This window comes from Mesorhizobium sp. P170090, assembly GCF_057786115.1.
Window position 1 is genome coordinate 5,290,992 of the sequence record NZ_JBYNWH010000001.1, and the last position, 25,389, is coordinate 5,316,380.

The 25,389-nt window shown below is 63.1% G+C and carries 22 protein-coding genes; 4 read left to right on the forward strand and 18 right to left on the reverse strand.

Annotated elements, in window-relative coordinates; genetic code table 11:
* Position 1: 1 nt before the first annotated feature.
* The 6 genes from AC3EML_RS25615 to AC3EML_RS25640 all read right to left on the reverse strand — a co-directional run bounded on the left by AC3EML_RS25615 (position 2) and on the right by AC3EML_RS25640 (position 6,106).
* The gene (locus AC3EML_RS25615) at positions 2-850 is read right to left on the reverse strand and encodes a carbohydrate ABC transporter permease (RefSeq protein WP_023691354.1); all 849 of its coding nucleotides are present in this window, start codon (positions 848-850) and stop codon (positions 2-4) included.
* Entirely contained in the window at positions 850-1,773 is a 924-nt protein-coding gene (locus AC3EML_RS25620) for a carbohydrate ABC transporter permease (protein ID WP_023685296.1), read from the reverse strand. Before AC3EML_RS25620 ends, AC3EML_RS25615 begins: the two co-directional genes overlap by 1 nt.
* A gap of 272 nt (positions 1,774-2,045) precedes the next feature.
* Entirely contained in the window at positions 2,046-3,323 is a 1,278-nt protein-coding gene (locus AC3EML_RS25625) for an ABC transporter substrate-binding protein (RefSeq protein ID WP_023733168.1), read from the reverse strand.
* 26 nt (positions 3,324-3,349) lie between these two features.
* Positions 3,350-4,546, reverse strand: coding sequence for a PLP-dependent transferase (locus tag AC3EML_RS25630; protein ID WP_352521542.1), 1,197 nt, complete (start codon positions 4,544-4,546; stop codon positions 3,350-3,352).
* Complete coding sequence (locus AC3EML_RS25635) at positions 4,543-5,277, reverse strand: FadR/GntR family transcriptional regulator (RefSeq protein WP_352521541.1); 735 nt, start codon at positions 5,275-5,277, stop codon at positions 4,543-4,545. The genes AC3EML_RS25630 and AC3EML_RS25635 overlap by 4 nt, the downstream gene beginning before the upstream one ends.
* Positions 5,278-5,398: 121 nt before the next feature.
* Positions 5,399-6,106 carry a DJ-1/PfpI family protein gene (locus AC3EML_RS25640; protein ID WP_352521540.1) on the reverse strand — a complete coding sequence of 236 codons (708 nt, stop codon included), beginning with the start codon at positions 6,104-6,106 and terminating at the stop codon, positions 5,399-5,401.
* Positions 6,107-6,192: 86 nt separating this feature from the next.
* On the opposite strand from AC3EML_RS25640, the gene AC3EML_RS25645 reads away from it, so the two are divergent.
* On the forward strand, positions 6,193-7,140 hold the full coding sequence (locus AC3EML_RS25645) for a GlxA family transcriptional regulator (protein WP_023685300.1): 948 nt from the start codon (positions 6,193-6,195) through the stop codon (positions 7,138-7,140).
* 62 nt (positions 7,141-7,202) lie between these two features.
* Here AC3EML_RS25645 and AC3EML_RS25650 read toward each other — a convergent pair whose 3' ends face one another.
* From AC3EML_RS25650 to AC3EML_RS25665, 4 genes are all read right to left on the reverse strand, one after another.
* Positions 7,203-7,982: an SDR family oxidoreductase gene (locus tag AC3EML_RS25650; protein ID WP_023685301.1), complete on the reverse strand. Its 780-nt coding sequence runs from the start codon at positions 7,980-7,982 to the stop codon at positions 7,203-7,205.
* 24 nt (positions 7,983-8,006) lie between these two features.
* Positions 8,007-8,957 carry an L-arabinose ABC transporter permease AraH gene (gene araH / locus AC3EML_RS25655; RefSeq protein ID WP_352521539.1) on the reverse strand — a complete coding sequence of 317 codons (951 nt, stop codon included), beginning with the start codon at positions 8,955-8,957 and terminating at the stop codon, positions 8,007-8,009.
* An 11-nt stretch (positions 8,958-8,968) separates the two neighbouring features.
* Positions 8,969-10,480 carry an L-arabinose ABC transporter ATP-binding protein AraG gene (gene araG / locus AC3EML_RS25660; protein ID WP_352521538.1) on the reverse strand — a complete coding sequence of 504 codons (1,512 nt, stop codon included), beginning with the start codon at positions 10,478-10,480 and terminating at the stop codon, positions 8,969-8,971.
* A gap of 69 nt (positions 10,481-10,549) precedes the next feature.
* The gene (locus AC3EML_RS25665; RefSeq protein ID WP_023668118.1) at positions 10,550-11,539 is read right to left on the reverse strand and encodes an arabinose ABC transporter substrate-binding protein; all 990 of its coding nucleotides are present in this window, start codon (positions 11,537-11,539) and stop codon (positions 10,550-10,552) included.
* A 245-nt stretch (positions 11,540-11,784) separates the two neighbouring features.
* Here AC3EML_RS25665 and AC3EML_RS25670 point away from each other — a divergent pair, with 245 nt between their 5' ends.
* Together AC3EML_RS25670 and dgoD are read left to right on the forward strand one after the other, a co-directional pair.
* Complete coding sequence (locus tag AC3EML_RS25670) at positions 11,785-12,474, forward strand: FadR/GntR family transcriptional regulator (protein ID WP_245259915.1); 690 nt, start codon at positions 11,785-11,787, stop codon at positions 12,472-12,474.
* 7 nt (positions 12,475-12,481) lie between these two features.
* Positions 12,482-13,630: a galactonate dehydratase gene (gene dgoD, locus AC3EML_RS25675; protein ID WP_023685304.1), complete on the forward strand. Its 1,149-nt coding sequence runs from the start codon at positions 12,482-12,484 to the stop codon at positions 13,628-13,630.
* A 239-nt stretch (positions 13,631-13,869) separates the two neighbouring features.
* Here the strand turns inward: dgoD and AC3EML_RS25680 are convergent, their stop codons facing one another.
* From AC3EML_RS25680 to uxuA, 6 genes are all read right to left on the reverse strand, one after another.
* Entirely contained in the window at positions 13,870-15,522 is a 1,653-nt protein-coding gene (locus AC3EML_RS25680) for an FAD-binding dehydrogenase (protein ID WP_023702125.1), read from the reverse strand.
* Positions 15,523-15,571: 49 nt separating this feature from the next.
* Positions 15,572-17,284 (reverse strand): aldehyde dehydrogenase family protein, encoded by a 1,713-nt coding sequence (locus tag AC3EML_RS25685; protein ID WP_352497916.1) that lies wholly within the window; start codon positions 17,282-17,284, stop codon positions 15,572-15,574.
* A gap of 79 nt (positions 17,285-17,363) precedes the next feature.
* Positions 17,364-18,536 (reverse strand): alanine racemase, encoded by a 1,173-nt coding sequence (locus tag AC3EML_RS25690; RefSeq protein WP_031199743.1) that lies wholly within the window; start codon positions 18,534-18,536, stop codon positions 17,364-17,366.
* On the reverse strand, positions 18,533-19,822 hold the full coding sequence (locus AC3EML_RS25695; RefSeq protein ID WP_352521537.1) for a D-arabinono-1,4-lactone oxidase: 1,290 nt from the start codon (positions 19,820-19,822) through the stop codon (positions 18,533-18,535). The genes AC3EML_RS25690 and AC3EML_RS25695 overlap by 4 nt, the downstream gene beginning before the upstream one ends.
* A gap of 194 nt (positions 19,823-20,016) precedes the next feature.
* Positions 20,017-20,394 carry a hypothetical protein gene (locus AC3EML_RS25700; RefSeq protein ID WP_156033774.1) on the reverse strand — a complete coding sequence of 126 codons (378 nt, stop codon included), beginning with the start codon at positions 20,392-20,394 and terminating at the stop codon, positions 20,017-20,019.
* A gap of 308 nt (positions 20,395-20,702) precedes the next feature.
* Positions 20,703-21,887 carry a mannonate dehydratase gene (gene uxuA / locus AC3EML_RS25705; protein ID WP_023687892.1) on the reverse strand — a complete coding sequence of 395 codons (1,185 nt, stop codon included), beginning with the start codon at positions 21,885-21,887 and terminating at the stop codon, positions 20,703-20,705.
* A gap of 82 nt (positions 21,888-21,969) precedes the next feature.
* On the opposite strand from uxuA, the gene AC3EML_RS25710 reads away from it, so the two are divergent.
* Entirely contained in the window at positions 21,970-22,755 is a 786-nt protein-coding gene (locus AC3EML_RS25710) for an SDR family NAD(P)-dependent oxidoreductase (RefSeq protein WP_023687891.1), read from the forward strand.
* A 55-nt stretch (positions 22,756-22,810) separates the two neighbouring features.
* On the opposite strand, the gene AC3EML_RS25715 is transcribed toward AC3EML_RS25710, so the two are convergent.
* Both AC3EML_RS25715 and AC3EML_RS25720 read right to left on the reverse strand, forming a co-directional pair.
* Positions 22,811-23,647 (reverse strand): amidohydrolase family protein, encoded by an 837-nt coding sequence (locus tag AC3EML_RS25715; protein WP_286442641.1) that lies wholly within the window; start codon positions 23,645-23,647, stop codon positions 22,811-22,813.
* 69 nt (positions 23,648-23,716) lie between these two features.
* On the reverse strand, positions 23,717-25,246 hold the full coding sequence (locus AC3EML_RS25720; protein ID WP_023696271.1) for an MDR family MFS transporter: 1,530 nt from the start codon (positions 25,244-25,246) through the stop codon (positions 23,717-23,719).
* Positions 25,247-25,389 lie beyond the last annotated feature (143 nt).

The following is a 25,389-nucleotide window of genomic DNA, read 5'->3' on the forward strand; positions in this document are numbered from 1 at the left end:
ATTATCCTTTGACCGCGCCGGCGGTGAGGCCGGTGACGAGATAGCGTTGCAGGAAGGCGAAGAAGATGCAGACCGGGATCAGCGCCAGGATCGACGCCGCCATCATCTGCCCCCAGTCGACGGCGAACTTGCCGATATAGGTGAGCAGGCCGACGGCAAACGTCTTCTGGTCGTCGCTGGAAATGAGCATCAGCGCGAACAGCAATTCGCTCCAGGCGGCGGTGAAGACGAAGCCAAGCGTGGCGCCCATGCCGGGCAAGGTCAGCGGCACGATCACCTTGCGCATCGCCTGCGCCCGCGTGCAGCCGTCGATCATCGCCGCTTCCTCCAGATCCTTCGGAATGCCGTCGAAGAAGGACTGCATCAGGAAGGTGGCGAAGGCGGTGTTGAAGGCCGTGTAGATGATGATCAGACCGACCAGGCTGTTGGTCAGGCCAAGCTCGCCCATGACGCGGTAGATCGGCGGAATGACCATCACCAGCGGGAAGGTTTGCGTCAGCAAAAGCATGATCGCCAGTGTCGCCTTGCCGCGAAAGGTGAAGCGCGACATGGCGTAGCCGGCGAGGGTGGCGATGACCGTGACGAGCGCCGCGGTCGACACCGAGACGATGACGCTGTTGAGGAAATAGCGGGGGAAATCAGAGGCTTCCAGGACAGTGATGAAGTTGCGGAAGGTCGTCTGCGACGGCCACAGCGTGATGCCCTCGGAATAGAGCAGCCGCTCCGGCGTCACCGAAATCTTCAGCGTCCAGAAGATCGGGAACAGGGCGAAGATCATATAGGCGGCAATCGCCGCGTAGAGGCCGACGCCGCTGAAGATGCGCGAGGAGGTAGAGCGTCCGGCAATCATCAGACGTGCCTCACCAGCAACCGGCGGATGGCGATCAGCGCGATCGCATAGGCGATGAGCAGTACCAGTAGCAGCACCGCCACCGCGGAGGCATAGCCCTTGTCCAGCGACTTGAAGGCACTGACATAGATGTAGACCGGCACCGTGCTGGTCGAGCCTGCCGGCCCGCCCTCGGTCATGACAAAGATCAGATCGGCGAAGGTGGCGATCCAGATCGTACGCAGCATGACGGTGATGACGATGGTCGGCGCCAGGAACGGCAGCGTCACCTTGGTGAAGCGCTGCCAGGGCGAAGCGCCGTCGATTGCGGCCGCCTCATGCAGTTCCGACGGGATCGACTTCAGCGCCGCCAGCAGAGTGATGGCGAAGAACGGAATGCCGAACCAGATGTTGGCGATGATCGGCCCCCACATGGCGGTGGCCGGATCGGACAGCACATTGGTCGGCTCGGCCTTCAGCCCGAGCGTGAAGAGCCAATGCGGCAGTGGTCCGATGATCGGATTGAACAGCCACGCCCAGGTCAGGCCCGACAGGAAAGATGGCACCGCCCAGGGCAGGAACACCACCGCCTGCACGAACTTGCGCCCGACAAACGGTTTGTCGAGCAGCAACGCCAGACCCAGGCCGAGGAAGAACTGGAAGAACAGGCTGGCGACGGTCCACCACAGCGTGTTGACCAGCGCCTGCCCCAGCACCTGGTCGGTCAGCATCGCCTGATACTGGCCTAGACCGACATATTCGGATTTGAAGGCGGAGAACTTCCGGAACGAATAGCTGATGCCGATGATCAGCGGCACCAGCAGCACCACGACCAGCAGAACGATCGCCGGCGAAAGATAAAGCCAGGGCTCGATTGCTGCATGCGTCAGCCGCTTCTTTCGCGGCCGGCCGGCGGATCGTATTTCGGACACGGCGTAGGTCATTGGGTGCTAAATCGTCTCCTGGAGGAGCGCCGGGATTGGCGACAAGCGTCCTACCCGCTCACGAGAAAGATGCCGGTCCACCCTCCGTAGCTGCAGCGCAGCTGCTGCGGAGGACGGGCAGGCAGATGAGGGGCGGCGCCAGCCTTGGGGTGCTCGCGCTGCCCCTCATCCGGGCCTGTCTATGCATGTCGTTGTCCCAAAACCGCTACGCACTTTTGGGCGACATGCATTCGGGCCACCTTCTCCCCGTAAACGGGGAGAAGGTGGAAGAACTACTTCTTGTTCTTGGCCAGCCAGTCCTGCTGTTCCTTGGTCAGGAACGCGGCCCATTGATCGGCAACGTCCTTGGCCGACTTCTGGCCGAGCAGCACTTCCTGGAAATTCTTGATCGCCACCTGGTCGACGAAATTGCCGAGGTTCTCCAGATGTGTCGGCGGCGTCACCATTTCATATTTGGAAGTGTCGCTGAGTTCGGTGAACCAGCCTTTGAACTGCTCGGTCTTGAAGTGGGCATCCTGGTCGGCGCCATTGTGGATCGGCACGACGCCGACTTCCTTGGCCCATTCGAGATTGTCCTTGGGCGACAACAGCGTCGCCATCAGCTTCCAAGCATCGTCCTTGTGCTGCGAATTGGCGAACATCGCCCAGCCGGCATAGCCCAGCGTCGGATAGGATTTGCCGCTTGGCCCCACAGGCAGCGGCGCCACGGCAAAATCGTCGGCACTCATCTTGTCGGCAATGCCGATCAGCGCATCCGGATCCTGGTTGAGCATGGCGCAGGTGCCGGAATAGAAGCCGGTGACGGTCTCGTTAAAGCCCCAGCTCACCGCATCCTTGGGCGCCAGCCCGTCCTTGTACATGTCGGCCAGCATCTGCAGGCCCTTGACCGAGCCCTCCTCGTTGATGGTCGAGGTGCCGTCCTCGTTGAAGTAGCCGCCCTTGCCGGCGGCGATGTTCATGAACATGTGCATGCCGTTGAAGGCGCCCGGCCCACCGCGCAAGCAATAGCCGTACTTGCCTGGAATGGCCGAGATCTTCTTGGAGTCGGCGATGAAGTCGTCGAGCGTCGCCGGCGGACCGTCGAGACCGGCTTCCTTGAACAGCTTCTTGTTCCAGAACAGCGCATTCACATAGTAGCCGTACGGGATCATGAACTGGGTGTTGTTGACGGTCGAGCCGAACTGCTTGGCGCGGTCGCCGAGCGTTTTGGCATCATCCCATTTGGCCATGTAGGGACCGAGATCCTCGAGCTGGCCGTTGGTGGCGTAGAGGCCCATCCAGCGCTCCGGCATCTCGACGATGTCGGGCGTATCGCCGGCCTGCACCATGTTCAGGAATTTCTCGAACGCCTGGCCCCAGGGCAGCGAGACCACCTCGACCTTGACGCCGGCATTGGCGGCCTCGAACTCGGCGATCTGCTTCTTCAGGAATTCGGTGCGCTGCGGGCTGGTGATGACCTCGACCAGCTTGAGGGTGGTGTCGGCCAATGCGCCGCTGGCGGACATCGCCAGGCCGGCAGCGGTGGCAAGCATGATGCTCAGTCGTTTCATGTTCAGAACTCCCATTTTGAACCCAGTCATTTTTTTGCTTTGTCGAAGGCCTGGCCGATGTCGGCCCAGAGGTCTTCGACGCTTTCCAATCCGACATTGAAGCGGATAGTTCGGGGGCTGACGCCGAAGCGCGCCATCGAATTGAGACCCGGTGTCTGCTCGAGCGAGGCCTTTGCCGGCACGACCAGGCTTTCATGACCGCCCCAGCTGACGCCGATGCGGAAAAATTTCAGCGCATCGACGAAAGCGGGAATGTCGACATCCTCCGTCACCTCGAAAGAGAACAGCCCGGCATAGCCGGCAAGCGTCTTCTTGCCGGGATGGTTGGAATAGGCGGGATGATTGACCCGCTCGACCTTGTCATGCGCCTTCAAGCGCTCGGCGATGATGAGCCCGCTCTTCATGTGATGCGGCAGTCTCAGCGGCAGCGTGCGCAGGCCGCGCAACAGCAGCCAGCCCTCGAAGGGCGACAGCTTTGCGCCGAGCTGCGAATAGGTCTGGTCGTTGATGTGCTTGATATGGGCGGCCGAGCCCGCCACCACACCGGCGACGGTATCGCTGTGGCCGCCGAGATATTTCGAGGCCGAGTGCAGCACCAGATCGACGCCGTGCAGGATCGGCTTCTGGAACACCGGCGTCGCCCAGGAATTGTCGATTGTGGTGACGATGCCCTGCTCTTTCGCCAGCCGCGTCAGATGTTCGAGATCCTGCAGCTCGAACATCATCGAGGTCGGGCTTTCCAGGTAGAGCAGTTTCGCACCGGGAAGTGCCGCGGCCACCGCATCCGGATCGGAGCCGTCGACATAGTCGACCTTGATATGCAGGCGCGGAAACAGCCGCTCGAACAGTCGGTAGGCGTCGCCATAGCAATTGCGCACCGCAAGGATGCGTTCGCCTGCGCCGACGAAAGCCAGCAACGTCGCGCTGATCGCAGCCATGCCGCTCGAAAAACCACGTGCTGCTTCAGCACCTTCAAGCGCTGCGACGCGCGACTCGAATTCCATCACCGTCGGATTGTCGCCGCGCGAATAGATCGGCTGTTTCCTGCGCCCGGCAAAGGTGTCGGCCATGTCGGCATAGCTGGCGAAGGTGAACAGCGAGGTCTGGTAGATCGGCGGCACCACCGCATTGCCGGGGAACGGGTCGTCATGCGCCAGAAGCGTCGCCGCCTCCGCGAGATAGTCGCTGCCGGAAATGCTTGGGTCGAAGCTGTGCTCGTTCATGTGCGGACCGAAAGTTTGAGGTTGGCGGCGCCGCGCTTCAAATCGTCCTCGACCGTGGCGATCAGCTTCAGCGCTTCGGCCCGGGCGCCTTCCGGATCGTGCGCGGCGATGCAGTCGAACATGGTGCGGTGGTAGGGAAAGCTTGCGTGGCCGAAATCGCGCACGCCGAGCGGATGTTCCCAAAAGCGGTGGAACAGTTCGTGCATGGCGGCGATAATCTGCTCGAACAGCGGATTGCCGCAGGCGCGGTAGATCGCCTGATGGAATTCCCAGTCCTCTTCCGACGACATGCCGGCGCGGCTGAGAAACTCTTCCTCCATGATGTCGAGCTTGCGCTTGATCTCGGCGAGGTCGTCCTTGTCGGCACGAATGGCGCAAAGGGCGGCGGCTTCCGCTTCCAGCGCGCGGCGGATTTCCAGCGTGCGCATCAGGCCGGTGAAATCATTGCCGCCGGCAAGCGTCAGCGGCATGTGCAGCATGTCGAGCGAGACGGCGGCCTTGAGATAGGTGCCCGAGCCCTGCCGGCGCTCGACCAGGCCAAGTCCTTCCCAGCGCGTCAGCGCCTCGCGCACCGTGTTGCGGCTGACCTTCAGACGCTCAGCGAGGATGCGTTCGGTCGGCAGCCTCTCACCGGGTTCCAGCTTCTCGCGCATGACGAAGCCGGCCAACGCCTTCAGCACCGCGTCGTCGCGGGCCGTCGTCTGGATCGGCGGAAGGCTGAATTCGGTCACCGGGGCTATTACCGAAGTGGTTCAATGGTCCAACCAATTTCTGCACAGACGAAGGGACCTGTCAACAGTGGAAACGCAGCGAGGCCGAAGGGCCAGGGGATGCACCTTCGGCCTTGCTGCTTCAGCCGTGGATGCGCGCCGGCGCAGCGGCGGCGCGAGCCTCGCGCCAGCGAGCGAAGATTGCCTCGCGAACCCGCCTCGAACCAGAGAGGCGCTTTTTTGCCTGCGCCAGCACCGCAGGCGACGCCTCGGCGGGCGTGCCGGACCGAAAGGGAGGAGCCGGGGCGTATTCGAGCGAGAGCTGCACGATCTCGGCCTCCTCCTGTCCAAGCAGCCTCGCAACCAGCGCCAGGCCGAAGTCGATCCCCGAAGTGACGCCGCCGGCGGTGATGAGCTTGCCGTCTTCGACGATACGCTCGTCGACCGGGATCGCTCCGAACTCCTCAACGAAATCATGCGCATACCAGTGCGTGGTCGCGCGCTTGCCCCTCAGCAGTCCGGCCGCCCCAAGCACCAGGGCACCGCTGCAAACGGAGGTGATGTAGCGCACCTGCCCCGCGCGCTCCCACACGAAATCGAGGACTGTCTGGTCCTCCAGCAGCGCGTTGACCCCGCCCCCGCCAGGAATGCACAGCACGTCGAGGGGCCGGCAATCGTCAAAGGTCGCGGTTGGCGTCAGCGAGAGGCGCGTCGATGACGTCACCGGGTTGCGATCCTTCCAGATCAGTTCCACCTCGGCATCCTTGGCCGATGCCAGGACTTCGTATGGGCCGGTGAGGTCGAGTTGTTGGACGTCGGGGAATACGAGGATGCCGAAACGAAGGGGCATGGAAATCTCCGTGGGTTGACTTCCGGCAATCTACGGCATCATGGTTTGGCACGATTGCCATTCATCCCTCGCTTCGGGCCAAACCAATGCGCCGTATCGAAGTACTTGCCTATCCCGACATCCAGCTCCTCGACGTCAGCGGACCGCTGCAGGTCTTTGCCAGCGCCAATGATTTCAAAAGGCAGGCCGGCGAACCGGCTCCTTACGAGGTCGTGGTCGTCGCCGCCTCACCGCGCATCCGGACATCGGCCGGTCTCGTGCTGGAGGCAGCAGTGCTGCCAACCCACGGAGGTAAGATCGACACGCTGCTTGTCCCCGGAGGATGGGGCGTCAACGCGGCCTGCGACGATCCCGTGCTGGTCCAGTGGATCGCCGGTCGCTCGCGCGATGCCACCCGAACCGCTTCCGTCTGCAGCGGCGCCATGCTGCTGGCGACGGCTGGCCTGCTCGACGGCCGCCGCGCGGTGACCCATTGGGGACGCTGCGCGGAGTTCGCCCGGCGCTTTCCCGCGGTCCGGCTCGAACCCGATCCGATCTTCATCCGCGACGGCAATGTCTGGACATCCGCCGGCGTAACGGCGGGGATCGATCTCGCCCTCTCCCTCGTCGAGGCCGACCTTGGCCGGCACACGGCGCTCGGCGTGGCGCGCGAGTTGGTGGTCTTCCTGAAACGTCCCGGTGGCCAGGCGCAATTCAGCCAGACCCTCAAGCTGCAGCAAGGCGACGGGCGCTTCGACCGGCTGCATGGCTGGATCCTCGAAAATCTGGCCGGTGACCTGTCGCTCACGCAGTTGGCCGACCACGCCAATATGAGCCCGCGCAGCTTCTCGCGGCGCTATCGCGAGGCCACCGGCCGGACACCTGCCCGCGCGATCGAGGAGATCCGGATCGAGGCGGCGCGGCGGATGCTGGAGCGGGGCCAGCCCGTCAACCAGACAGCCCGCCGCTGCGGTTTCGGCTCGGAAGAAACCATGCGGCGCGGCTTTCTGCGCGTGCTGGGCACCAATCCGCGCGCCTATCGCGAGCGGTTCTGATCGCGACTGCTTGCTCCATTAGGCCGGCGGTCGATGCCGTAGAAATAGAGCCTCTCCAGCGTTCAGGCGGGATGCTGTAGCTGGCTGAGCCCGCCATCGACGACGAGGGTCGCCGCGTTCATGAACGGGCACTCCTCAGAAATCATGAACACAGCGGCCAGCGCGATCTCGCGCGCCGAGGCGATGCGGCCGCCGGGATGCAGCGCCAGCGTCTTGGCGCGCGCCGCAACCGGATCGGCAAAACTGTTCCAATAGTCGGTCGCCTTCTGCGTCTCGACATAACCGGGCGCCAGCGCGTTCACGCGCACGCCCTGCCCGGCATATTCCAGCGCCAGCGACTTGGTCAGCCCAAGCAGCGCGTGCTTGGCCACGGGATAGGGGAAGGTATGAGGGATGATGGTGAAGCTGTGCGTCGAGGCGATGTTGAGGATCGCGCCACCGCCATTTGCGATCATTGCCGGCAGCACCGCCTTGGCGCAGTTCCAGGCGCCTTTGACGTTGACATCGAAATTGCGATTCCACTCCTCCTCGGTCGCCTCGAGCGGCGTCGAGAACACATTCATCCCGGCATTGTTGATTAGCGCGTTGATCGGCCCGATCGCGTCGGTCGCCCGGCTGACGGCAGCGGCAATCGCGGCCCCGTCGCTGATGTCGGCTGCGGTATGTCCGACATGGCCCTGCGGTGCGGCAAGGCCGGCGACCGTTTTGTCCAGCAGCGCGCCGTCGCGATCGACCAGGAACAGCCTTGCCCCTTCGGCGAGGCAAGCTTCAGCGATGGCAAGCCCAATGCCTTGCGCGGCTCCGGTGAGGAAGATGCGTTTGCCGGACAGGCGCTCAGCCATGGCTGTCACTCCACTGGAAGATGGTCAGCGCCGGCCCAGTGCCGACGAACGCAGATTGTCGAGCAAAACGGCAAGCAGCAGGATCACGCCGCGCACAATGTATTGGTAGAACGCCGGGATGTTGAGCAGGTTCATGGCGTTTTCGGCGATGCCCATGATCAGCACGCCGACGATGACGCCCGACATGGTGGCGCGGCCGCCGGCAAGCGAGACGCCGCCGAGCACGCAGGCCGAGATGACCGAGAGTTCAAGCCCGACCGCCGCATTGGGCTGGCCCGACGTGATGCGCGAGGCCAAAAGGATGCCGGCGATGCCACAGATCACGCCTTGCAGAGCAAAGATCCAGATGCGCGTCCAGTCGACATTGACGCCCGCCAGGCGCGAGGCCTCCGGGTTGCCGCCGATGGCCAGCGTGTTCTTGCCGAAGACGGTACGATTGAGGACAAAACCGAAGATGCAAAACAGCACGGCCAGGACCCAGACCGGCGTCGGAATGCCGAACAGCTTGGATAGCGCCAGCTGGTAGAAATCCGGGCTGTTGATGCCGACGGCGCGGCCATCGGATGCGATCAGCGCAAGGCCGCGCACGATCTGCATGGTGGCAAGCGTCGTGATCAGCGCGTTGATGCGGAATTTGGCGATGACGACGCCATTGATGAAGCCGACCAAGGCGCCGCAGGCGATTGCCGCGAGAAGCCCGAGCAGGATCGAACCGGCATAGTTCGACGCCATTACCGCGACCATGCCGGCGAAAGCAACGATCGAACCGACCGAGAGGTCGAAGTCGCGCGCGGCGAGGCAGAACATCATCGTGCAGGCGACGATGCCGACGGTGACCACCGATTGCAGCAGGCCGAGCATGTTGCGGTCGGTCAGAAAATTCGGCACCAGCAGCGACACCAGCGCGAAGGCGACGATGAAGATCACGACGAGGCCCTGTTCGCCGAGCAGGATCTTCTTCAACTGATCGGTCATGGCAAAGATCCTCAGGATGCGATCGCGTCGGGGGTTTTCTGATCGGGAAGAGCGGCGGCCAGGATCGCTTTTTCGGCGAACTGGTCGCGCGCGAGTTCGGCGCTGATGCGCCCGCCGCACATCACCAGGATGCGGTCGCAAATGCCCATCACTTCCGGCAGTTCGGACGAGACGACGACGATCGCCATGCCGTCTTCGGCAAGCTGGTAGAGCAACTCGTAGATTTCCGCTTTGGCGCCAACATCGATACCGCGTGTCGGCTCGTCGACGATAAGCACGCGCACGCCCTGCTCCGACAGCCAGCGGCCGAGAATGACCTTCTGCTGGTTGCCACCGGAGAGGTTGATGATGTCCTGCTTGCGCGACGGCGTGCGCACCTTGAGCTTCTTGATGAAGGTCTCGGCGGTGGCGATCTCGCTGGCGCGGTTCAGGATCCCGAAGCGCGTGTGATGACGCCGCGACGAGATGTTGATGTTCTCCTCGATCGAGCGGCCCTGGATGATGCCGTCATGCTTGCGGTCTTCCGAGCACAAAACGATGCCGGCGCGGATCGCGTCATGGGGATCGGTGGCATGAACGACCTTGCCGTCGACGCTGATGGTGCCGCCTGAGCGCCGGTCGGCGCCGAAGACCAGCCGCATCAGTTCCGAGCGCCCCGCGCCGATCAGGCCGAAGAAGCCGACGATCTCGCCGGCCCTTGCCTCGAAGCTGGCAGGCGTCGTCAGTTTTACTCCGGAAACAGCGTCGACCTTCAGCCGGACATCGCCGGCCGGGCGTGGGCGAAACCCCCAGATATCGGAGATTTCGCGGCCGACCATTTCGGCGACGACCTGGTCGCGTGTGACGTTTTTCAGCGACGCATGGTGCGCCGCGAGCTTGCCGTCGCGCAGCACGGTCAGGCTGTCGCAGAGGCGGAACACTTCGTCCAGCCGGTGCGAGACATAGATGATGACCTTGCCCTCGCCGCGCAGGCGGTCGATCAGCGCAAACAGGATTTCGCTTTCGCGCGACGACAATGACGAGGTCGGCTCGTCCAGAGCGATGACGCGCGCGTCGAGCATGATCGCCTTGGCGATCTCGACCATCTGGCGCTCGCCGATCGACAGCGTCTTGACCTTGCGGCTGATATCGATGTCGATGCCGGCTGATTTCAGCTTGGCGCCAACATCGTCCAGCATCCTGGCACGGGCGATGATGCCGGCGTTGGCGGGGAAGCGGCCGAGGCTGAGGTTTTCGGCAACAGTGAGCTCGGGAACCAGCTGCAGTTCCTGGTGGATGACGATGACGCCATTGTCGAAGGCATCCCTCGTCGATGAATAGGCCTGGACCTCGCCGTCGATGCTGATTGCGCCGTCATCGGCATGCTGGTCGCCCGACAGGATCTTGATCAGCGTGGATTTGCCGGCGCCGTTCTCGCCCATCAGGCCGTGCACGGCGCCCTTGTCGACGCCGAACGAGACGTCCGACAGCGCCTTGACGCCCGGATAGGTCTTGGTGATGCGCGAAAAGTCGAGAAAGGACATGGGCGCCTATCCTTTTGCCATGCCAAACAGGCGGCGACTGTGAGCCGCCGCCTGTTTGTACAGGGAGGATTATTCGATGCCGAGACCCTTGCGGACCGTCTGGTAGTCGTCGCGCTTGGCCAGCGCACCGGCGGTCAGGATGAGCTTCTCGGGTTCCTTGTTGTTGGCGACCCAGTCATACATGTTGAGCGCAGTCTCGTAGCCGTGACGCTTCGGCGAGATGATCACCGTGCCGACGAAGCCGGTGGCGGTCGGCTTCTTGAACTCGTTGATCGCCGAATCCGCACCGCCGATGCCGACGCCGATCACGTTTTCGGCCGGGATGCCGACGCTTTCGGAAGCGCGCACGGCGCCGAGCACGGCTTCGTCGTTGAGGCCGAAGGAGACCCACTTCTTGATGTCGGCATGGGCGTTGAGCACCACCGTCGCCGCATTCAGTGCAGCCTCGGTGTCGGTCTTGGCCTGAGGCGCGTCGAAGATGTTCTCGGCCTTGAAGCCGTTGGCCTTGAGCACCGAGATGGCGCCTTCGACCCGGTCGACGGCGGTCGGCAACTGATCATAGGAGACGCGGATGGCGCCAACCTCGTCGGCCTTCCAGCCGCGCGCCTTCATTTCGTCGACGATCGCCTGGCCGACGGCCTCGCCGATCTTGGTCGCCGAAATGCCCATATGCGGCACGTCTTCCAGCGCCTTGCCGTCTGCGCCGACCAGACGGTCGTCAACGGTCATCAGCTTGAGATTGTTTGCGGCGGCCTTGGCGACGATGCCGGGGCCGAGTTTCACATCAGGTGTGCAGACGATGAAGCCTTGCGCGCCCTGCGCGCCGAGATTGTCGATCGCCGACATCAGCTTCTCACCGTCCTCGGCGCCGATCTTGACCAGGGTAAAACCCTTCTCCTTGGCGGCCTGGTCGGCGAACTTCCATTCGTCCTGGAACCACGGTTCCTCGGGCTGTTTGACGATAAAACCTATCTTGGTGTCCTGAGCATATGCAGCGATGGTCGTGACGGACAGCACGGCAAGGGCGCCCGCGACGAGCGCGGTCTTCAGAAGTCGCATGATTACCTCCCAGCGATGGCCGGGCGCTCAGCCCGGATGCAGAGTCTCTAATTCTTTTTATCATACTCGTCAATTGATCTGGTATGATAATTGAGCTACATGCTCCGACCAGGGATCGCTGGCGCAAATCATCCGCATCCGGTAAGGCCGGGGACGCGAGATCAGTGGTTTCGCCGCCTTGGAGGAGGGCTGAGGTGACCGAAACTTCGAAGAAGGCATCAGGCGACACCCGCCGCCCGCGCGTCATGCCCGATGTGACCAAGGCGCTTGCCTCAGACATCTTTTCCGGACGCTATCCCGCCGGCTCGTCTCTGCCGACCGAAAACGAGCTCGGCGTCGAATATGGCGTCAGCCGCACCGTCATCCGCGAGGCGCTGAAGGTGCTGGCCGCCAAGGGGCTGGTGCTGTCGCGGCCGCGCATCGGCACGGTTGTATGTGAACAGGACAACTGGAACATCATCGACCCGCAGGTGCTGGCCTGGCACGCGCCGCATGCGCTGGACGACAAATTGTTCGACGCCATCCTCGAGACGCGCCGCGCCATCGAACCTCTGGTAGCTGAACTGGCGGCGACTCGTGCGACGCTGCAGGAGATCGCCGATCTCGAAGCCGCCTGGCGCGGCATGGCCAATGCCGGCGAGGATCTCGCCGCCTTCTCGCGCTCGGACATCACCTTCCACCAGATCGTCTATGCCGCGAGCCACAACCCGATCTTCCGCCAGATCGGCAATCTGATCGACACCGGGCTGAAATTCTCGCTTGAAGCAACGGCGACCATTTCGCTCGCTCGGCGCATGGAAGCAGTGGCGGCGCACCGCGAGGTGGTGGAGGCACTGCGCATGCGCGATGCCGCGGCGGCGCGTGCGGCGGCAGGCCGGATCCTCGACCTTGCGGCGCGCGACCTGGTCAGCGCCAAGAAACTCAAGAACAACTGAGACCAGCATGAAAATCATCTCGCTCACCACCTACATCGTCCCGCCGCGCTGGCTGTTCCTGAAGATCGAGACTGATGCCGGCGTCACCGGCTGGGGCGAGCCTGTGGTCGAAGGCCGTGCGCTGACGGTCGAGGCAGCGGTCAAGGAACTTGGCGATTATCTGATCGGCAAGGACCCGCGCCTGATCGAGGACCATTGGACGGTGATGCATCGCGGCGGCTTCTACCGCGGCGGGCCGATCCTGATGAGCGCCATTGCCGGCATCGACCAGGCGCTATGGGACATCAAGGGCAAGGCGCTCGGCGTGCCTGTGCACGAACTGCTCGGCGGCAAGCTGCGCGACAGCATCAAGGTCTATTCCTGGATCGGCGGCGACCGGCCGGCGGAAGTGGCTGATGGCGCCAGGGAAGTGGTGGCGCGCGGTTTTCAGGCGCTGAAGATGAATGGCACCGAGGAACTGCAGATCGTCGACAACCATGACAGAATAGATGCGGCTGTCGAACGAGTCGCCATGGTGCGCGAGGCCGTTGGGTCCAACATTGGCATCGCCGTCGATTTCCACGGCCGCGTCCACCGGCCGATGGCGCGCATGCTGGTCAAGGAGTTGGAACCCTACCGGCTGATGTTCATCGAGGAGCCGGTGCTGAGCGAAAATCGCGAGGCGCTGAAGGAGATCGCCGCCCTCGGCTCGACGCCGATCGCACTCGGCGAGAGGCTCTACAGCCGCTGGGATTTCAAATCGGTGTTCGAACAAGGCGCCGTCGACATCATCCAACCCGACCTCTCGCATGCCGGTGGCATCACCGAATGCCGCAAGATCGCGGCGATGGCCGAAGCCTATGATATTGCGGTCGCGCCGCACTGCCCGCTCGGCCCGATCGCGCTCGCCGCCTGCCTGCAGCTCGATGCCGTCAGCTACAACTGCTTCATCCAGGAACAGAGCCTCGGCATCCACTACAACGCCGCAAACGATTTGCTCGATTATGCCGCCAACAAGGACGTCTTTCGCTACGAGGATGGCTATGTCGCAATCCCCGATGGTCCCGGCCTCGGCGTCGAAATCGACGAGGACTACGTGAAGGAAAGGGCCAAGGAAGGCCACCGCTGGCGCAACCCGGTCTGGCGTCACAAGGACGGCTCCTTCGCCGAGTGGTAGCCCGGCCGACCTTGCGGCCAGGCCTTCAGGACCTCAACCTCAATTTCGCGGTGGCGCCAGCGTAACGCAGGCCTCTGATGGGCCGCAGCGCCGAGCACCAGCGCATGGGAACCGTCGGCGCCGGCAAGCCGCAACTCGCTGACCGCCTGGGTTGCCGCAAGCGATCGAAAGCAGTCGCTATCCATGGAACATGGCGGATGTCCTGTTCTCATCGACCTTTTCTTGGCCCGCCAGCCGCGTCACCTGCCCGCGGCGTGCCGGCCTGCGTTCCTGCCGGAGAAGATGCAGCTGCCGAGAAATGTCCCTTCCAGCGCATTGTAGCCGTGATAGCCGCCGCCACCGCCGCCGGCCACCTCGCCTGCCGCATAGAGCCCGGCAATGGGTTCGCCATTGCCGTCGAGAACCTGCGAATTGAGATTGGTGTGCAGGCCGCCAAGCGTTTTGCGCGTCAGGATGTTGAGGCGCACCGCGATCAGCGGCCCGTGCCTGGGATCGAGTATCTTGTGCGGCTTGGTCACCCGGAAGATCTTGTCGCCAATGTAGTTGCGAGCGCCGCGGATGGCTGTGACCTGCGCATCCTTGGTATAGGCATGGTCGACCTCGCGATCGCGCGCCACGATCTGGGCGTTGAGCCGGTCGTAGTCGAGCAGATTGTCGCCTGACAGCGCGTTCATCCCGGCGACCAGGTCGGCCAGGTTGTCGCGGACGACGAAGTCCTCGCCCTTTTCCAGGAACGCCGCCACCGATGGCGGCGCCTTGCCGCCGCGCCGGTTCTTCAGCACGGCCCGAAAATCCTTGGCCGTAAAGTCGAGGTTTTGCTCCGAACCCGAGAGCACGAACTCCTTCGAAGCGATCGTCTTGGTCAGCACGAACCAGGAATAATCGTGTCCCGTCGACAGGATACGCTTCAAGGTGCCGAGCGAATCGAAGCTCGGGAAGAACGGCGCCTCCATGCGTTGTCCGAGAGCGTCGAACCATAGCGGCGACGGCGCAGACAGGATGCGGATGCCGTGGTTCGGCCAGATCGGATTCCAGTTCTTGATCCCCTCGACATAGTGCCACATGCGGTCGGCGTTGATGACGGCCCCGCCGGCGTCCTGGGTGATCGCCACCATGCGGCCGTCGACATGGTGCGGCACGCCGGCAACCATACGCTTCGGCGCCGGCCCCAGCCGCCCGACCGGCCAGACCTTGCGAACCAACTCATGATTGCCGCCGATGCCGCCGGAGGTGACGATCACGACACCGGCCGAAAGGTCGAAATCGCCGACGGCCGTGCGGCTCGACTGCTTGCCGCGCTCGACATCGGATGCCTCCAGGATTTCGCCCGCGACGCCGGTGACCGCGCCGTTGGTCTTGATCAGCCGGCTGACCTGATGACGGAATTTCAAAGTGATCAGCCCTTTGGCGACGTGCTCGCGCACGCGCCTTTCGAACGGCGCGACCACGCCCGGCCCAGTGCCCCATGTCAGGTGGAAGCGCGGCACTGAATTGCCGTGGCCATTGGCCAGCGCGCCGCCGCGCTCGGCCCAGCCGACCACCGGCCACCAGCGCATGCCCATGGCGTAGAGCCACGGCCGCATCTCGCCGGCGGCGAAATCGACATAGGCTTCCGCCACTTTCCTTGGCCAATGGTCCTCGGGCCGGTCGAACTGGGCAGAACCCAGCCAATCCTGCCAGGCGAGGTCGCGGCTGTCCTTGATGCGCAGGCGGCGCTGCTCGGGCGTGTTGACCAAAAACAGGCCGCCGAGCGACCAGAATGCCTGGCCGCCGAGAAAACCGCCACCCTCTTGCTCGACGATGATCACGCGCTTTCCGGCATCGCCGAGTTCCGCGGCTGCGGCCAGGCCGGCCAGCCCGCCGCCAACGATGATTGCGTCCGCGTCAGCCATTGTCGTAGCTCCTGTGCCGGCTTTTGTTTTCGAGATCGGATGCTCGTTGCTAGCCGCGCAGCGCGTTCCAGATGATGCGCGGCAGCTTCAGGAGGCTCGGCTGGTAGTTGAACTCGGTGATCAGGCGGCCGACCATGTGTGCCCTTTTGTGGGTCAGGAACCAGGCCGGCTTCGGCATGATGCGGAACGGCGCTTCGAGCACGCTGCGTTCCGGTCTGTCGAACAAATAGGTGTTGTGGACGACGCCGATGCCGCTCTGCACGTCGTCGAGCGTGTGGCCAGGGAAAGCACCCCAGGTCGGGCGCAGCAGCGCGAACAGAACGCCGCTCCAGGAATTGATGCCGATGCCGCCATAGCGCAGTTCGGCAATGATTTCCTCGAAGCGCTGCCGGCCGATCTCGGCGATCGTCCTGGGATGGATGAGGATGTTGGCGGCAAGCGTGCCGTGCAGCTTTTCATTGGCGTAGGCGACAGCGGCGCGCAGATAGGATTCCGCATTGCCCGCCGGCAGCCGCATGACGCTGAGCGCCGGCGCGAACACCTCGGCATTTTCGAGATAGGTATCCGTGCCCGGCCGGAACGGCACCACCACGCAGGCCGGCCCGCCGGGCCGCTCGAATTTCTGTACGCTGTCGGCATGCGCCTCGAAGGCGGCGAGGCGCTCGGTCGCGCCGGGATAATAGGCCGGGCGCGACGGGGCTTTCTGCATCACCTTTTCGAGGGCCGCCAGAAGCGCGTCGGATTTGTCCCAGCCTTCGGGCAACACGAGCATTTGGCAGGCGATACAGTTGAAACCGGAATTGTTGAGCTTCTGTGTGGCGATCAGTTCGGCGTGGTAGGCGATATCGGCATCCGACCACGGACCGGGCACCACAATGGTCGGTGCCACGCCGCCAAGCTCAGAGGTGATACGCCGGCTGTTGCGCGGCGTGCCCGCCGCCTTGTTCTTGCGGCCCTCCTCGCCAGGCCCCCAGACGATCGCGTCATGCGAAGCGGCGGCACCGGTGATGTGGATGTCGTCGACGAGATCGTGGTTGCACAGATACGCGCCGACATCGGCGCCGCCGCGCACGATGCGCAGCGCACCGAATTCGATCAGCGGCCGCAGCGCCGGCCGCAGGAAATCGATCAGATAGTCGTTGACCGGGTTCATCTTGAGCAGAACCACCTGGTGCTCGACCAAAAGCTTGTGCAGGCAGTCGAGCGGCGCGATCGAGGCGACATTGCCGGCGCCGAGCACGAGGCCGATCTTGCCCTTGCGGCTGGTGCGCGGCGCGTCATAGGCCGATGCGGTGTTTGCGGCCAGGTTCGCCTTGGTCACGCCGGGCTGCATCCAGATCTCGGCCTTCAGCCCGGTGAACAACACCTTGTCCCAGAGCGAATTCGGAACCACCGTCACCGCCACCTGTCCGCTGGGCAAGGTGCGGACCGGCAGTCTGTCGAGGAACTTCTTGCCCTCCATCAGGCTCAGCGTGTGGATGAACTGGTTGCAGCCATCCATCAGCGCCGCCGGGCCAGCCAGCCATTCCTCACCTTCCAGCGGCGAGCCGGTCGGGATGCCCTTCTTGCGCGTCGCGGTTTTGACCCACGCCTCGGCGACCTCGCGGATGTGATCCTTGACCTGCCGCAGCAAGGCGATCCGCTCGCCATTCGAGGTCTGCGCCCAGTCGTCCTTCCTGGCGTCGAGATCGGTGAGCGCGAGGTCGAGTTCGGCTGCCCATTCAGGCTGCACGGGCTGGGTTTTGACTGCCTTGGCAACCATCCTATCCTCCTCCACTTCGATCTCTTTGTTTGACGCAATTCCTGTGGGAAAACCGCTTCACACTTTTCCTGGAATTGCTCTACGAAAACGGCAGTGCGGCCCATTGCTCGACGAATTTCCCGCCGGAATAGACCTGGATCGAACCGAACTGCTGTAGCACGAATTCGCTCTGCGTCGGACGCAGGAAGGCGTAGTCGTCAGGCCCGACATTGACGTTGTCGGGCAGCGCCATGAATTGCTGATTGGTCGAAAAGCCGAACGTCTTGTCGGTCTTCATCCCCACGGGATGGACGGGCTTCGCCATCCATTTTCCGCCATAGAGAAAACAGCCGCGCCGCGGCAACAGCCCGAGCTTCTGCAGCAGCCAGGAGCGCTGGTCGAGGCCCGGCGCCTGGACATCGACCACTTTCAGGATCGGCGTCGCGATGAATGCGGCAGGCCACAATTGGCTGAGGCTCGGCACATCGAAATCGGTCGGCAGCATAAAAGCCGATCCGATGGACAATTCATTGGCGCCGACCCAGCTGTCATAGAGCAATGCGGTGCTGCTGCCGCCAAGATTGAGGATCTTGCGCTGGTCGGCGGCAAGGCAAGCGACATACTGGCGAAACAGGCTGATCGCCTTGACGCGCGCCTTGGCCGGTCCTCCCAGCAGTTTGGGGATATGGCCGATATGCGCCTCGTAGGCCATGACGCCTTCGCATTTCAGCCGCGGGTAATTCGCCAACGCGGAAACTGCCCGGGCCAGTGAGTCGGGATCGCTGATACCGCCGCGATGAAGGCCGACATCGACCTCGAAGCAGACGCGCAGCTCGCGGTCGAGCTCGGCGGCAAGCGAGCCATAGGCGGCCAGCCGCTCCTCGGTATCGATCAGCCAGACGATGCGCGACGTAGCTTCGCCGAGCCCGGCGAGAACGCCCTTCGTCAGCGCGTGCCTGGCGCCGGCAACCGGCATCGGCTTGCCCAACAGGAGATCGACTTGGGGAAACATTTTCAGCATCTCGGCGCTGATCGGCAGATGAAAGGTCATCAGCCTGTCGGTCGCAAACGCCGCGCGGATATAGTCGATCAGCGGCAGGCATGGCAGCGACTTGTCGACGAGGCGCAGATCGAGGCCCGTGGCGAACTTCGCCTTGATCGCAGCGATGTTGTGATCGAGCCGGTCGAGATCGAGCACCAGGCAAGGCTGAAAGATCCCGGCTGCCCTGAGCGCGCCCGACATTTCCGCGAAATAGGTGTCGGTCAGGCTCATGCCGCGACGTCGAGCAGCCTGGCAATATAGGGCGACACGAAGCGGTTGTCCGGGTCCATCTCGCGGCGGACCGCCATCGCATCGTTCCAGCGCGGATAGAGCGCGCTCAATTCCCTTGATGTCAGGCTGTGCATCTTGCCCCAATGCGGGCGGCCGCCGCGCTTCCTGAAGATCGGCTCGGCGGCGTTGAAGAACGCCATCGGATCGCGCTCGACGCCGTGATGGATGGCGATGGAACAGGTTGGGCGCTTGTAGAAGGGGCTGAGCCAGACATTGTCGGGCGCGACGACGCGCACCTCCATCGGAAAATAGACCTCTGGAAACCGCGTCTCGAGCAGCGCAATGATTTCGCTGAGTGCGGCCGCCCCTTCCTCGAACGGCAGGTGGTATTCCATCTCGTTGAACTTGACGTTGCGCTCGGAGGTGAAGACCTTCAGCCACTCCTCGACATAATCCTCGGCCGGCACCTTGGCGAAGGCCGAGCCGATGAGACGGCGGCGCAGCCAAGGGAGCCAGCTGAGATAGTCGCGCAGTTTTCTCAGCGTCGTCACCGCATCGTCGTCTTCCGTCGGCGGACGCACCGTCGCCGGCGCCTCGGTGATGTCGCTGGCAATCAGCAGCGCCTGGCCGGAAAACGGCACATAGTAGAACTCGGCCGAACGATGCGCCGTCATGGTGCTTTCGAATTGCGCAAGCACATCGGCGATCGGCGCCGTCCAGCGGCGGTGCCGCATCCGGTAACTCGCCACGTTGCGGATCGTCACTTCGGTGACGGCGCCGAAAGCGCCGAGCGAAGCGCCCATGGCTTCGATCATGTCGGGGCTCTTGGCACGGTCGAACTCTTTCACGGCGCCACGCCCGTCGACGATCTGCATCGCCTCGAGCTGGGTATGGTAAGCGCCGAGCGTGATGCCCGAGCCGTGGGTGGCGGTGCCCAGCGCCCCGCCGAACGCCTGCTTGTCGATGTCGCCCATGTTCGGCAGCGCCTGGCCGACGCCGTGCAACAGCTTTGCCAGCGCGCCGATCTTGGTGCCGGCGCCGACCCGTGCTGTCAGCCTTTCGGGATCGTGCGACCTCAGGCCCTCGAAGCGATCAAGCGACAGGATCGTCCCGTCATTCTTGACCAGAGGCGTGAAGGAATGGCCCGTGCCAGCGAATCGAACTGGTCCCGGCGCGTTGCGAATGGCACCACTCAGCTCATCGAGACTCTGCGGTTCGGCAAAAGCCTGCGGCGTGGCCGTGACATAGCCCGACCAATTGCTCCACTGGCTGATAGCCTCTCCCAAAATTGCCTCCCTGGGACGCCGGCTTTGCCGGTCTTTCTCCTAGCGCTGAATAATATGATACATACTCAGCTTTTCGGATATGATACATTGTCAGCTTTCTGTCAACCTGGCAATCGGAGGTGTCTTGTGTGGTCCCGTGTTCAAGTGCATGGCCTTTGGCCATGATTGGGCGCATTCCGATAGTGAGATTATCTCTAGGCAATTAAAAGGACAAACAAGGACACAAATATAATTAAAACAATCTGCTTAAATCTCACCACAAGAGCTTTGCGCTCATCCCGTTTTATTCTGATTTTTGTTTCATGTTCGTCATACTTTATATATCCATAAAACATGCAGCATGCTAACAAAACCAAAAAAATACCTCTCCTACCATGGCTTTCTCGGAAGTCACTGCTGCCAAACGCAACCACCCATCCGCCAATTCCGTAAATAACCAATGTTGAAGTGAATAAAACGAAAAGCATCGAGAAAACGTATAGTTTCTTTAACGCATTCCGACGACCGTCGTGCCCATCCATCACTACAGTTCCTTTGCTTGCACGAACGTAAATCAATACTGCATTATTCATGATTCATACTTGATTTCCGAGTACCCCTCTAGCTCACCTCGGGGCAACGGAACTTCACTACACAATAGCACGCCGCCAGGTCGTGGGGCGAACGGCTAGGTTCCTCGTCCGTCAGCGAGCCGCGCGCCGTACTAAGGGCCGTGCAAATCCATGAGGGCAACCGGCTGTATCACGAGCCTCACCGCGACCGGGCGATCGTGATCGAGCGTGGTATCTGATTGTCATCGGACGACATTCCGCGCCGGCCGCATTATCTACAGCGACGCACGCTGAGCCGGCGTCGGCATTGAACGCAGTTCGTTGCCCCTTCAAGCCAGCCCAAACGTTTCCACGGCCCGCATGATGCCGCGCAATTCGGCCAAACCCTTCAGGCGGCCGATCAGCGAGTAGCCGGGATTGATCCTTGTCTTGCCGATATCGTCGGCGAGCAGGTGGCCATGGTCCGGCCGCATCGGGATTTGCCAGTCGGCTCGGCCCTCCTTGCGGCGGCGCGCCTCCTCCTGCATCAGCGCCAGGATGACATGCGCCATGTCGGTGCCGCCTTCGAGATGCTCGGCCTCGTAGAACGAGCCGTCATCCTCGATGGTGATGTTGCGCAGATGGGCGAAGTGGATGCGGTCGCCGAATTCCTTGACCATGGCGACGATGTCGTTGTCGGCGCGCGTGCCGTAGGACCCGGTGCAGAACGTCAGCCCATTGGCCTGGCTGTCGACGGCATTGAGAATGAAACGCGCATCCTCGGCGGTCGAAACGACGCGCGGCAGGCCGTAGAGCGAAAACGGCGGATCGTCGGGGTGGATACACATGCGCACCCCCTCCTCTTCCGCCACCGGAATGATCTCGCGCAGGAACCACGCGAGGTTGCCGCGCAACTCCTTCGGCCCGATTCCGTCATAGTCCGCAAGCGCCTCGCGAAAACTGTCGCGGTCATACTTGCGCTCTGTAGCCGGCAGGCCGGCGATCAGATTGCGCTCGATCTGGTCCATCTTCTCTGGCGACAATTCCTTCAGCCGCGCTTCCGCTTGCGCAATACGCGCCGGCGTATAGCTGTCAGCACCGTTCTTGCGCTTCAGCACGAACAGATCGTAGGCGGCGAAATCAACGGCATCAAAACGCAGGGCGTAGCCTGTCGTCGGCAGACGGTAGGCTAGATCGGTGCGGGTCCAGTCCACCACCGGCATGAAATTGTAGCAGATCGTGGCGATGCCGGCCCTGGCCAGCGCGCGGATCGAATCGCGGTAATAGCCGGCATAGCGCTCGCGTTCCTGCGCGCCGATCTTGAAGGAATTATGGACCGGAATGCTCTCGACGACCGACCAGGTCAGTCCTGCTTCCTGGATAATGCGCTTGCGCTCCAGCACTTCGGCCTCAGGCCACGCCCGGCCGTCATAGATATGGTGGAGCGCCGAGACCACGCCGGTGGCGCCCGCCTGCTTGACATGATCGAGCGTCACCGGATCATCGGGCCCATACCAGCGCCAGCATTGTTCCATTTCGGCTTTCCTTCTGCGACAGGTTGGCAACTTATTGTTGGACCCCGATGGGAGTCGATAGAAAATGGAGGAGTTTTTAGAAATGACGGATTTCGACGGCAAGGTCGCCCTGGTGACCGGGACGACCGGAATCGGCCTGGCAACCGCCACACGCCTTGCGGCCGGTGGCGCCGCAATCATCGCCTGCGGCATCGACCGCGCCGCCAACGCGGCGATGAAAGCGCAACTAGAAAGTGCTGGTGCCGCGGTGCTGGTCATCGACACCGATGTGTCCGTCTCCGATCAGGTGCGCGACGCGGTCGCGGCTGGCGTCGCGAAGTTCGGCGGCCTGGATGTCATCGTCAATTCAGCCGCCGTCCATCCCTATGGCACGGCGACGACCACCGACTGGGAAAGCTGGAACCGAACGATGACGGTCAATGTCGGCTCGATCTACCTGACCGCGCATTTCGGCATTCCGGAAATGATCAAGCGCGGAGGCGGCGCCATCGTCAACGTCGCCTCGGTGCAGGGCTTTGCCTGCCAGCAGAACGTCGCCGCCTATGCCACGACCAAGGGCGCCATCCACACGCTGACGCGCTCGCTGGCGCTCGACTACGCGGCATCAGGCATCCGCGTCAATTCGGTCAGCCCGGGCTCGATCCGCACGCCGATCCTGGAGAAGGCTGCGCGCGGTGACGGCGGCAGCGATGCCGATGTCGAAGAGGCCTACAAGCGCTTCGGCGCGGCGCATCCGCTCGGCCGCATCGGCGAACCGGAGGAAGTGGCGGAACTCATCGCCTTCCTTTGCTCGTCGAAGGCCGGCTTCTGCACCGGCGCGGACTACAGGATTGATGGCGGACTGACCGCCGGCATCGGCGTCAGATAGAGCACTGATCGTGCTCTGCACGCTTGCCGGCGATCTCGAGCGCTATGTACCGCCTCTATAGCTTCCACGTCCGCCTGGCATTGCCCGAAAGCAGCTTCGCCCGTTCGTCGGGACTGGCTCCCGCGATCAGCGCATGCGTCGCTGTCACCCAGGTCGCAAGGCCACCGCCAAGCGTGCACACCGGCCAGTCGCTGCCCCACACGACGCGGTCCCAGCCGAAGCAGCCGATCGTGTGCTCGACATAGGGGCGCAAGGTCTCGACGGTCCATGAGCCGGCATCGGCATAGGCGACGACACCGGAGATCTTGCCGATGACATTGGGACGCCGCGCGATCTCGGTCATATGCTCGCGCCACGGATGTTCCGCACTGGCCTTGATGTCGGGCACGCCGCAATGGTCGAGCACGAACTGCACATCCGGCGCCAGATCGGCGAGCGCAACCGCCCTTGGAATCTGATGCGGCAGGACGACGAGGTCGAAGGTCAGGCCGGTGCCGGCAAGCCGCTTGATGTTTTCGCGAAACAGCGCGCTGTCCGAAAGCTCGTCCGGCATGACATGCAGCACGCGGCGGAACCCCTTGACGAAGGGATCGGCCTGCTGGCGCCCGAGATAGGCGGCGAAGCCGGCCTCCTCCGGGCGGCAGGAGGCGATCGCCCCGCGCAACAGACTGCCCTTCTCCAGCGACTGCGCCTTCACATGGCTGGTCTCGGCCTGGATGTCGGCTTCATCGACGTCGACCTCCATATGCAGCGCGGCCTCGATACCGGCGCGGCGGGCCTGGATCGCATATTCTGCGTGCGGGAAATCGCGGTTGAGCGCCGGCTCGCGGCTGAGCCAGGGATAGCGCAGCGCCGACAGGTCGATCAGGTGCAGATGAGTGTCGATGATCATGGCTGTCCTCCTCGGTGATTTCAGATCATCGCCAAATGCCTAAACCCAGCGCATGACACAAGCTTTGGCTCAGGCCCGCTTCGGGATCTCTTTGTCCTCGAGCAGCAGCGTCAGCCCCATGGCGACGAAATAGAGCGCCGCCACCCAGATGAACATCACGTTGAAGCCACTGGAGTAATGGTCGAGCACCACTTCGCGGATCGCGCCCGGCAGGCTCGATGCGAGGTGCGGCGTCAACCCGTTCAGGCCACCCGGCAGCAGGGCGGCGGCGTCTGCAGGAAGCTCGGCTGTCTGCCGGTTCAGCGCCCAGATCATCACCGCGCCGTTCAGCGCCAGACCCAGCGATGCTCCGAGCGTCCGCGCCTGGGTGATCAGCGACGTCACCGCGCCGATATCCTGCAGCGGTGCCGCCGCCTGGATCGCCACGATCAGCACCTGGAACTGCAGGCCCATGCTGATGCCGAACACAGCCATCATCGTTGCCAGCACCCAGATCGGCGTGTGCTGGTTGGTGAGGACAAAGCCCAGCATCAGAAACCCGCCAATAGCCATGGCGACCACCGGCATCCATTTGTAGCGTCCGGTTGCGGCAATTACCCGCCCGGCGACGATCGAGATGACCATCGATGTCAGCGACGCCGGCAGGAACAGGAAGCCGACTTCGGCCGGGCTGAGACCCGTCAGCGTCTGCATGTAGAGGGCGAAATAGAAGAACATGCCCAGCGTCACCGTTCCGGCGACCAGCGACACGCCCGAGACGATGCTGACCGTCGAATTGCCGAACAGCCGCAACGGCACGATCGGCTCTTCGGCCCGGCGCTCCACCATGATGAACAAGGTGATGGCGACCAGCGCGAGGAGTGGCAATACGAAGGTGAGCAGGTCCGGCCCGCTGGGGTCGAGCACGTGATAGCCCCAATAAACGACCGCCGTTGTGCCGATGGCGAGCAGCGCGCCGCCGAGATAGTCGATGCGGTGCCGTTTTTCGTTGAACCGGCTGCGCATGGCGAAGGCCAGCACCGCCAGCACGATGATGCCTATCGGCAGATTGACCAGGAACACCCAGCGCCAGCCGAACAGGCTGGTGATGTAGCCGCCGGCCAACGGGCCGAGCACTGATGACAGCGCGAACACCGCCGAACTGTAGCCCTGATATTTCGCGCGGTCGCGCGGCGAAAACAGTTCGCCGATCATGGCGAAGGCCGAGACCATCAGGCCGCCGCCGCCGATGCCTTGCAGCACGCGCGCGGCGATGAGGCTCTCCATCGACCATGCCATGCCGCAGACCAGCGAGCCCAGCAGGAACAGGCCGATCGCCGTCAGCACGACATTCTTGCGGCCATACATGTCGCCGAGCTTGCCGTAGAATGGCGAGACCGCGGCGGTCGAGAGCAGGTAGGCGGCACCGACCCAGCCGAACAAATGCAGATTGCCGAGTTCGCCGGCAATGGTGGGCAAGGCGGTGACGACGATCTGCATGTCGATGGTTGCCATGAACATGGCGATCAGCGCGCCGAAATAGACGATCAAGGTCGTAAGGTCGGGCCTGACTTGGGCCTCCACGGGCGCTGTGTCCGGCAGCGTCTGCTCGACAGTCATCGGTGTCTCCGTAGCTTGGGGCGCGATTTATGTGCCCACAGCCGAGAGGTGTCAAATAGGCGAAAACGCCATGCCTGGAGGCATTCCGTCCGGCTAACGGGAAGAGCCTTAGCGGACGTGCAGCCGTGGATGATGGTCGTCGC

What these genes read in the sequence shown, in the direction of transcription:
- AC3EML_RS25615 (WP_023691354.1), bottom strand. Translation starts at nt 850, where the DNA reads ATGATTGCCGGACGCTCTACCTCCTCGCGCATCTTCAGCGGCGTCGGC.
- AC3EML_RS25620 (WP_023685296.1), bottom strand. Translation starts at nt 1,773, where the DNA reads ATGACCTACGCCGTGTCCGAAATACGATCCGCCGGCCGGCCGCGAAAG.
- AC3EML_RS25625 (WP_023733168.1), bottom strand. Translation starts at nt 3,323, where the DNA reads ATGAAACGACTGAGCATCATGCTTGCCACCGCTGCCGGCCTGGCGATG.
- AC3EML_RS25630 (WP_352521542.1), bottom strand. Translation starts at nt 4,546, where the DNA reads ATGAACGAGCACAGCTTCGACCCAAGCATTTCCGGCAGCGACTATCTC.
- AC3EML_RS25640 (WP_352521540.1), bottom strand. Translation starts at nt 6,106, where the DNA reads ATGCCCCTTCGTTTCGGCATCCTCGTATTCCCCGACGTCCAACAACTC.
- AC3EML_RS25645 (WP_023685300.1), top strand. Translation starts at nt 6,193, where the DNA reads ATGCGCCGTATCGAAGTACTTGCCTATCCCGACATCCAGCTCCTCGAC.
- AC3EML_RS25650 (WP_023685301.1), bottom strand. Translation starts at nt 7,982, where the DNA reads ATGGCTGAGCGCCTGTCCGGCAAACGCATCTTCCTCACCGGAGCCGCG.
- araH (WP_352521539.1), bottom strand. Translation starts at nt 8,957, where the DNA reads ATGACCGATCAGTTGAAGAAGATCCTGCTCGGCGAACAGGGCCTCGTC.
- araG (WP_352521538.1), bottom strand. Translation starts at nt 10,480, where the DNA reads ATGTCCTTTCTCGACTTTTCGCGCATCACCAAGACCTATCCGGGCGTC.
- AC3EML_RS25665 (WP_023668118.1), bottom strand. Translation starts at nt 11,539, where the DNA reads ATGCGACTTCTGAAGACCGCGCTCGTCGCGGGCGCCCTTGCCGTGCTG.
- AC3EML_RS25670 (WP_245259915.1), top strand. Translation starts at nt 11,785, where the DNA reads ATGCCCGATGTGACCAAGGCGCTTGCCTCAGACATCTTTTCCGGACGC.
- dgoD (WP_023685304.1), top strand. Translation starts at nt 12,482, where the DNA reads ATGAAAATCATCTCGCTCACCACCTACATCGTCCCGCCGCGCTGGCTG.
- AC3EML_RS25680 (WP_023702125.1), bottom strand. Translation starts at nt 15,522, where the DNA reads ATGGCTGACGCGGACGCAATCATCGTTGGCGGCGGGCTGGCCGGCCTG.
- AC3EML_RS25685 (WP_352497916.1), bottom strand. Translation starts at nt 17,284, where the DNA reads ATGGTTGCCAAGGCAGTCAAAACCCAGCCCGTGCAGCCTGAATGGGCA.
- AC3EML_RS25690 (WP_031199743.1), bottom strand. Translation starts at nt 18,536, where the DNA reads ATGAGCCTGACCGACACCTATTTCGCGGAAATGTCGGGCGCGCTCAGG.
- AC3EML_RS25700 (WP_156033774.1), bottom strand. Translation starts at nt 20,394, where the DNA reads ATGAATAATGCAGTATTGATTTACGTTCGTGCAAGCAAAGGAACTGTA.
- uxuA (WP_023687892.1), bottom strand. Translation starts at nt 21,887, where the DNA reads ATGGAACAATGCTGGCGCTGGTATGGGCCCGATGATCCGGTGACGCTC.
- AC3EML_RS25710 (WP_023687891.1), top strand. Translation starts at nt 21,970, where the DNA reads ATGACGGATTTCGACGGCAAGGTCGCCCTGGTGACCGGGACGACCGGA.
- AC3EML_RS25715 (WP_286442641.1), bottom strand. Translation starts at nt 23,647, where the DNA reads ATGATCATCGACACTCATCTGCACCTGATCGACCTGTCGGCGCTGCGC.
- AC3EML_RS25720 (WP_023696271.1), bottom strand. Translation starts at nt 25,246, where the DNA reads ATGACTGTCGAGCAGACGCTGCCGGACACAGCGCCCGTGGAGGCCCAA.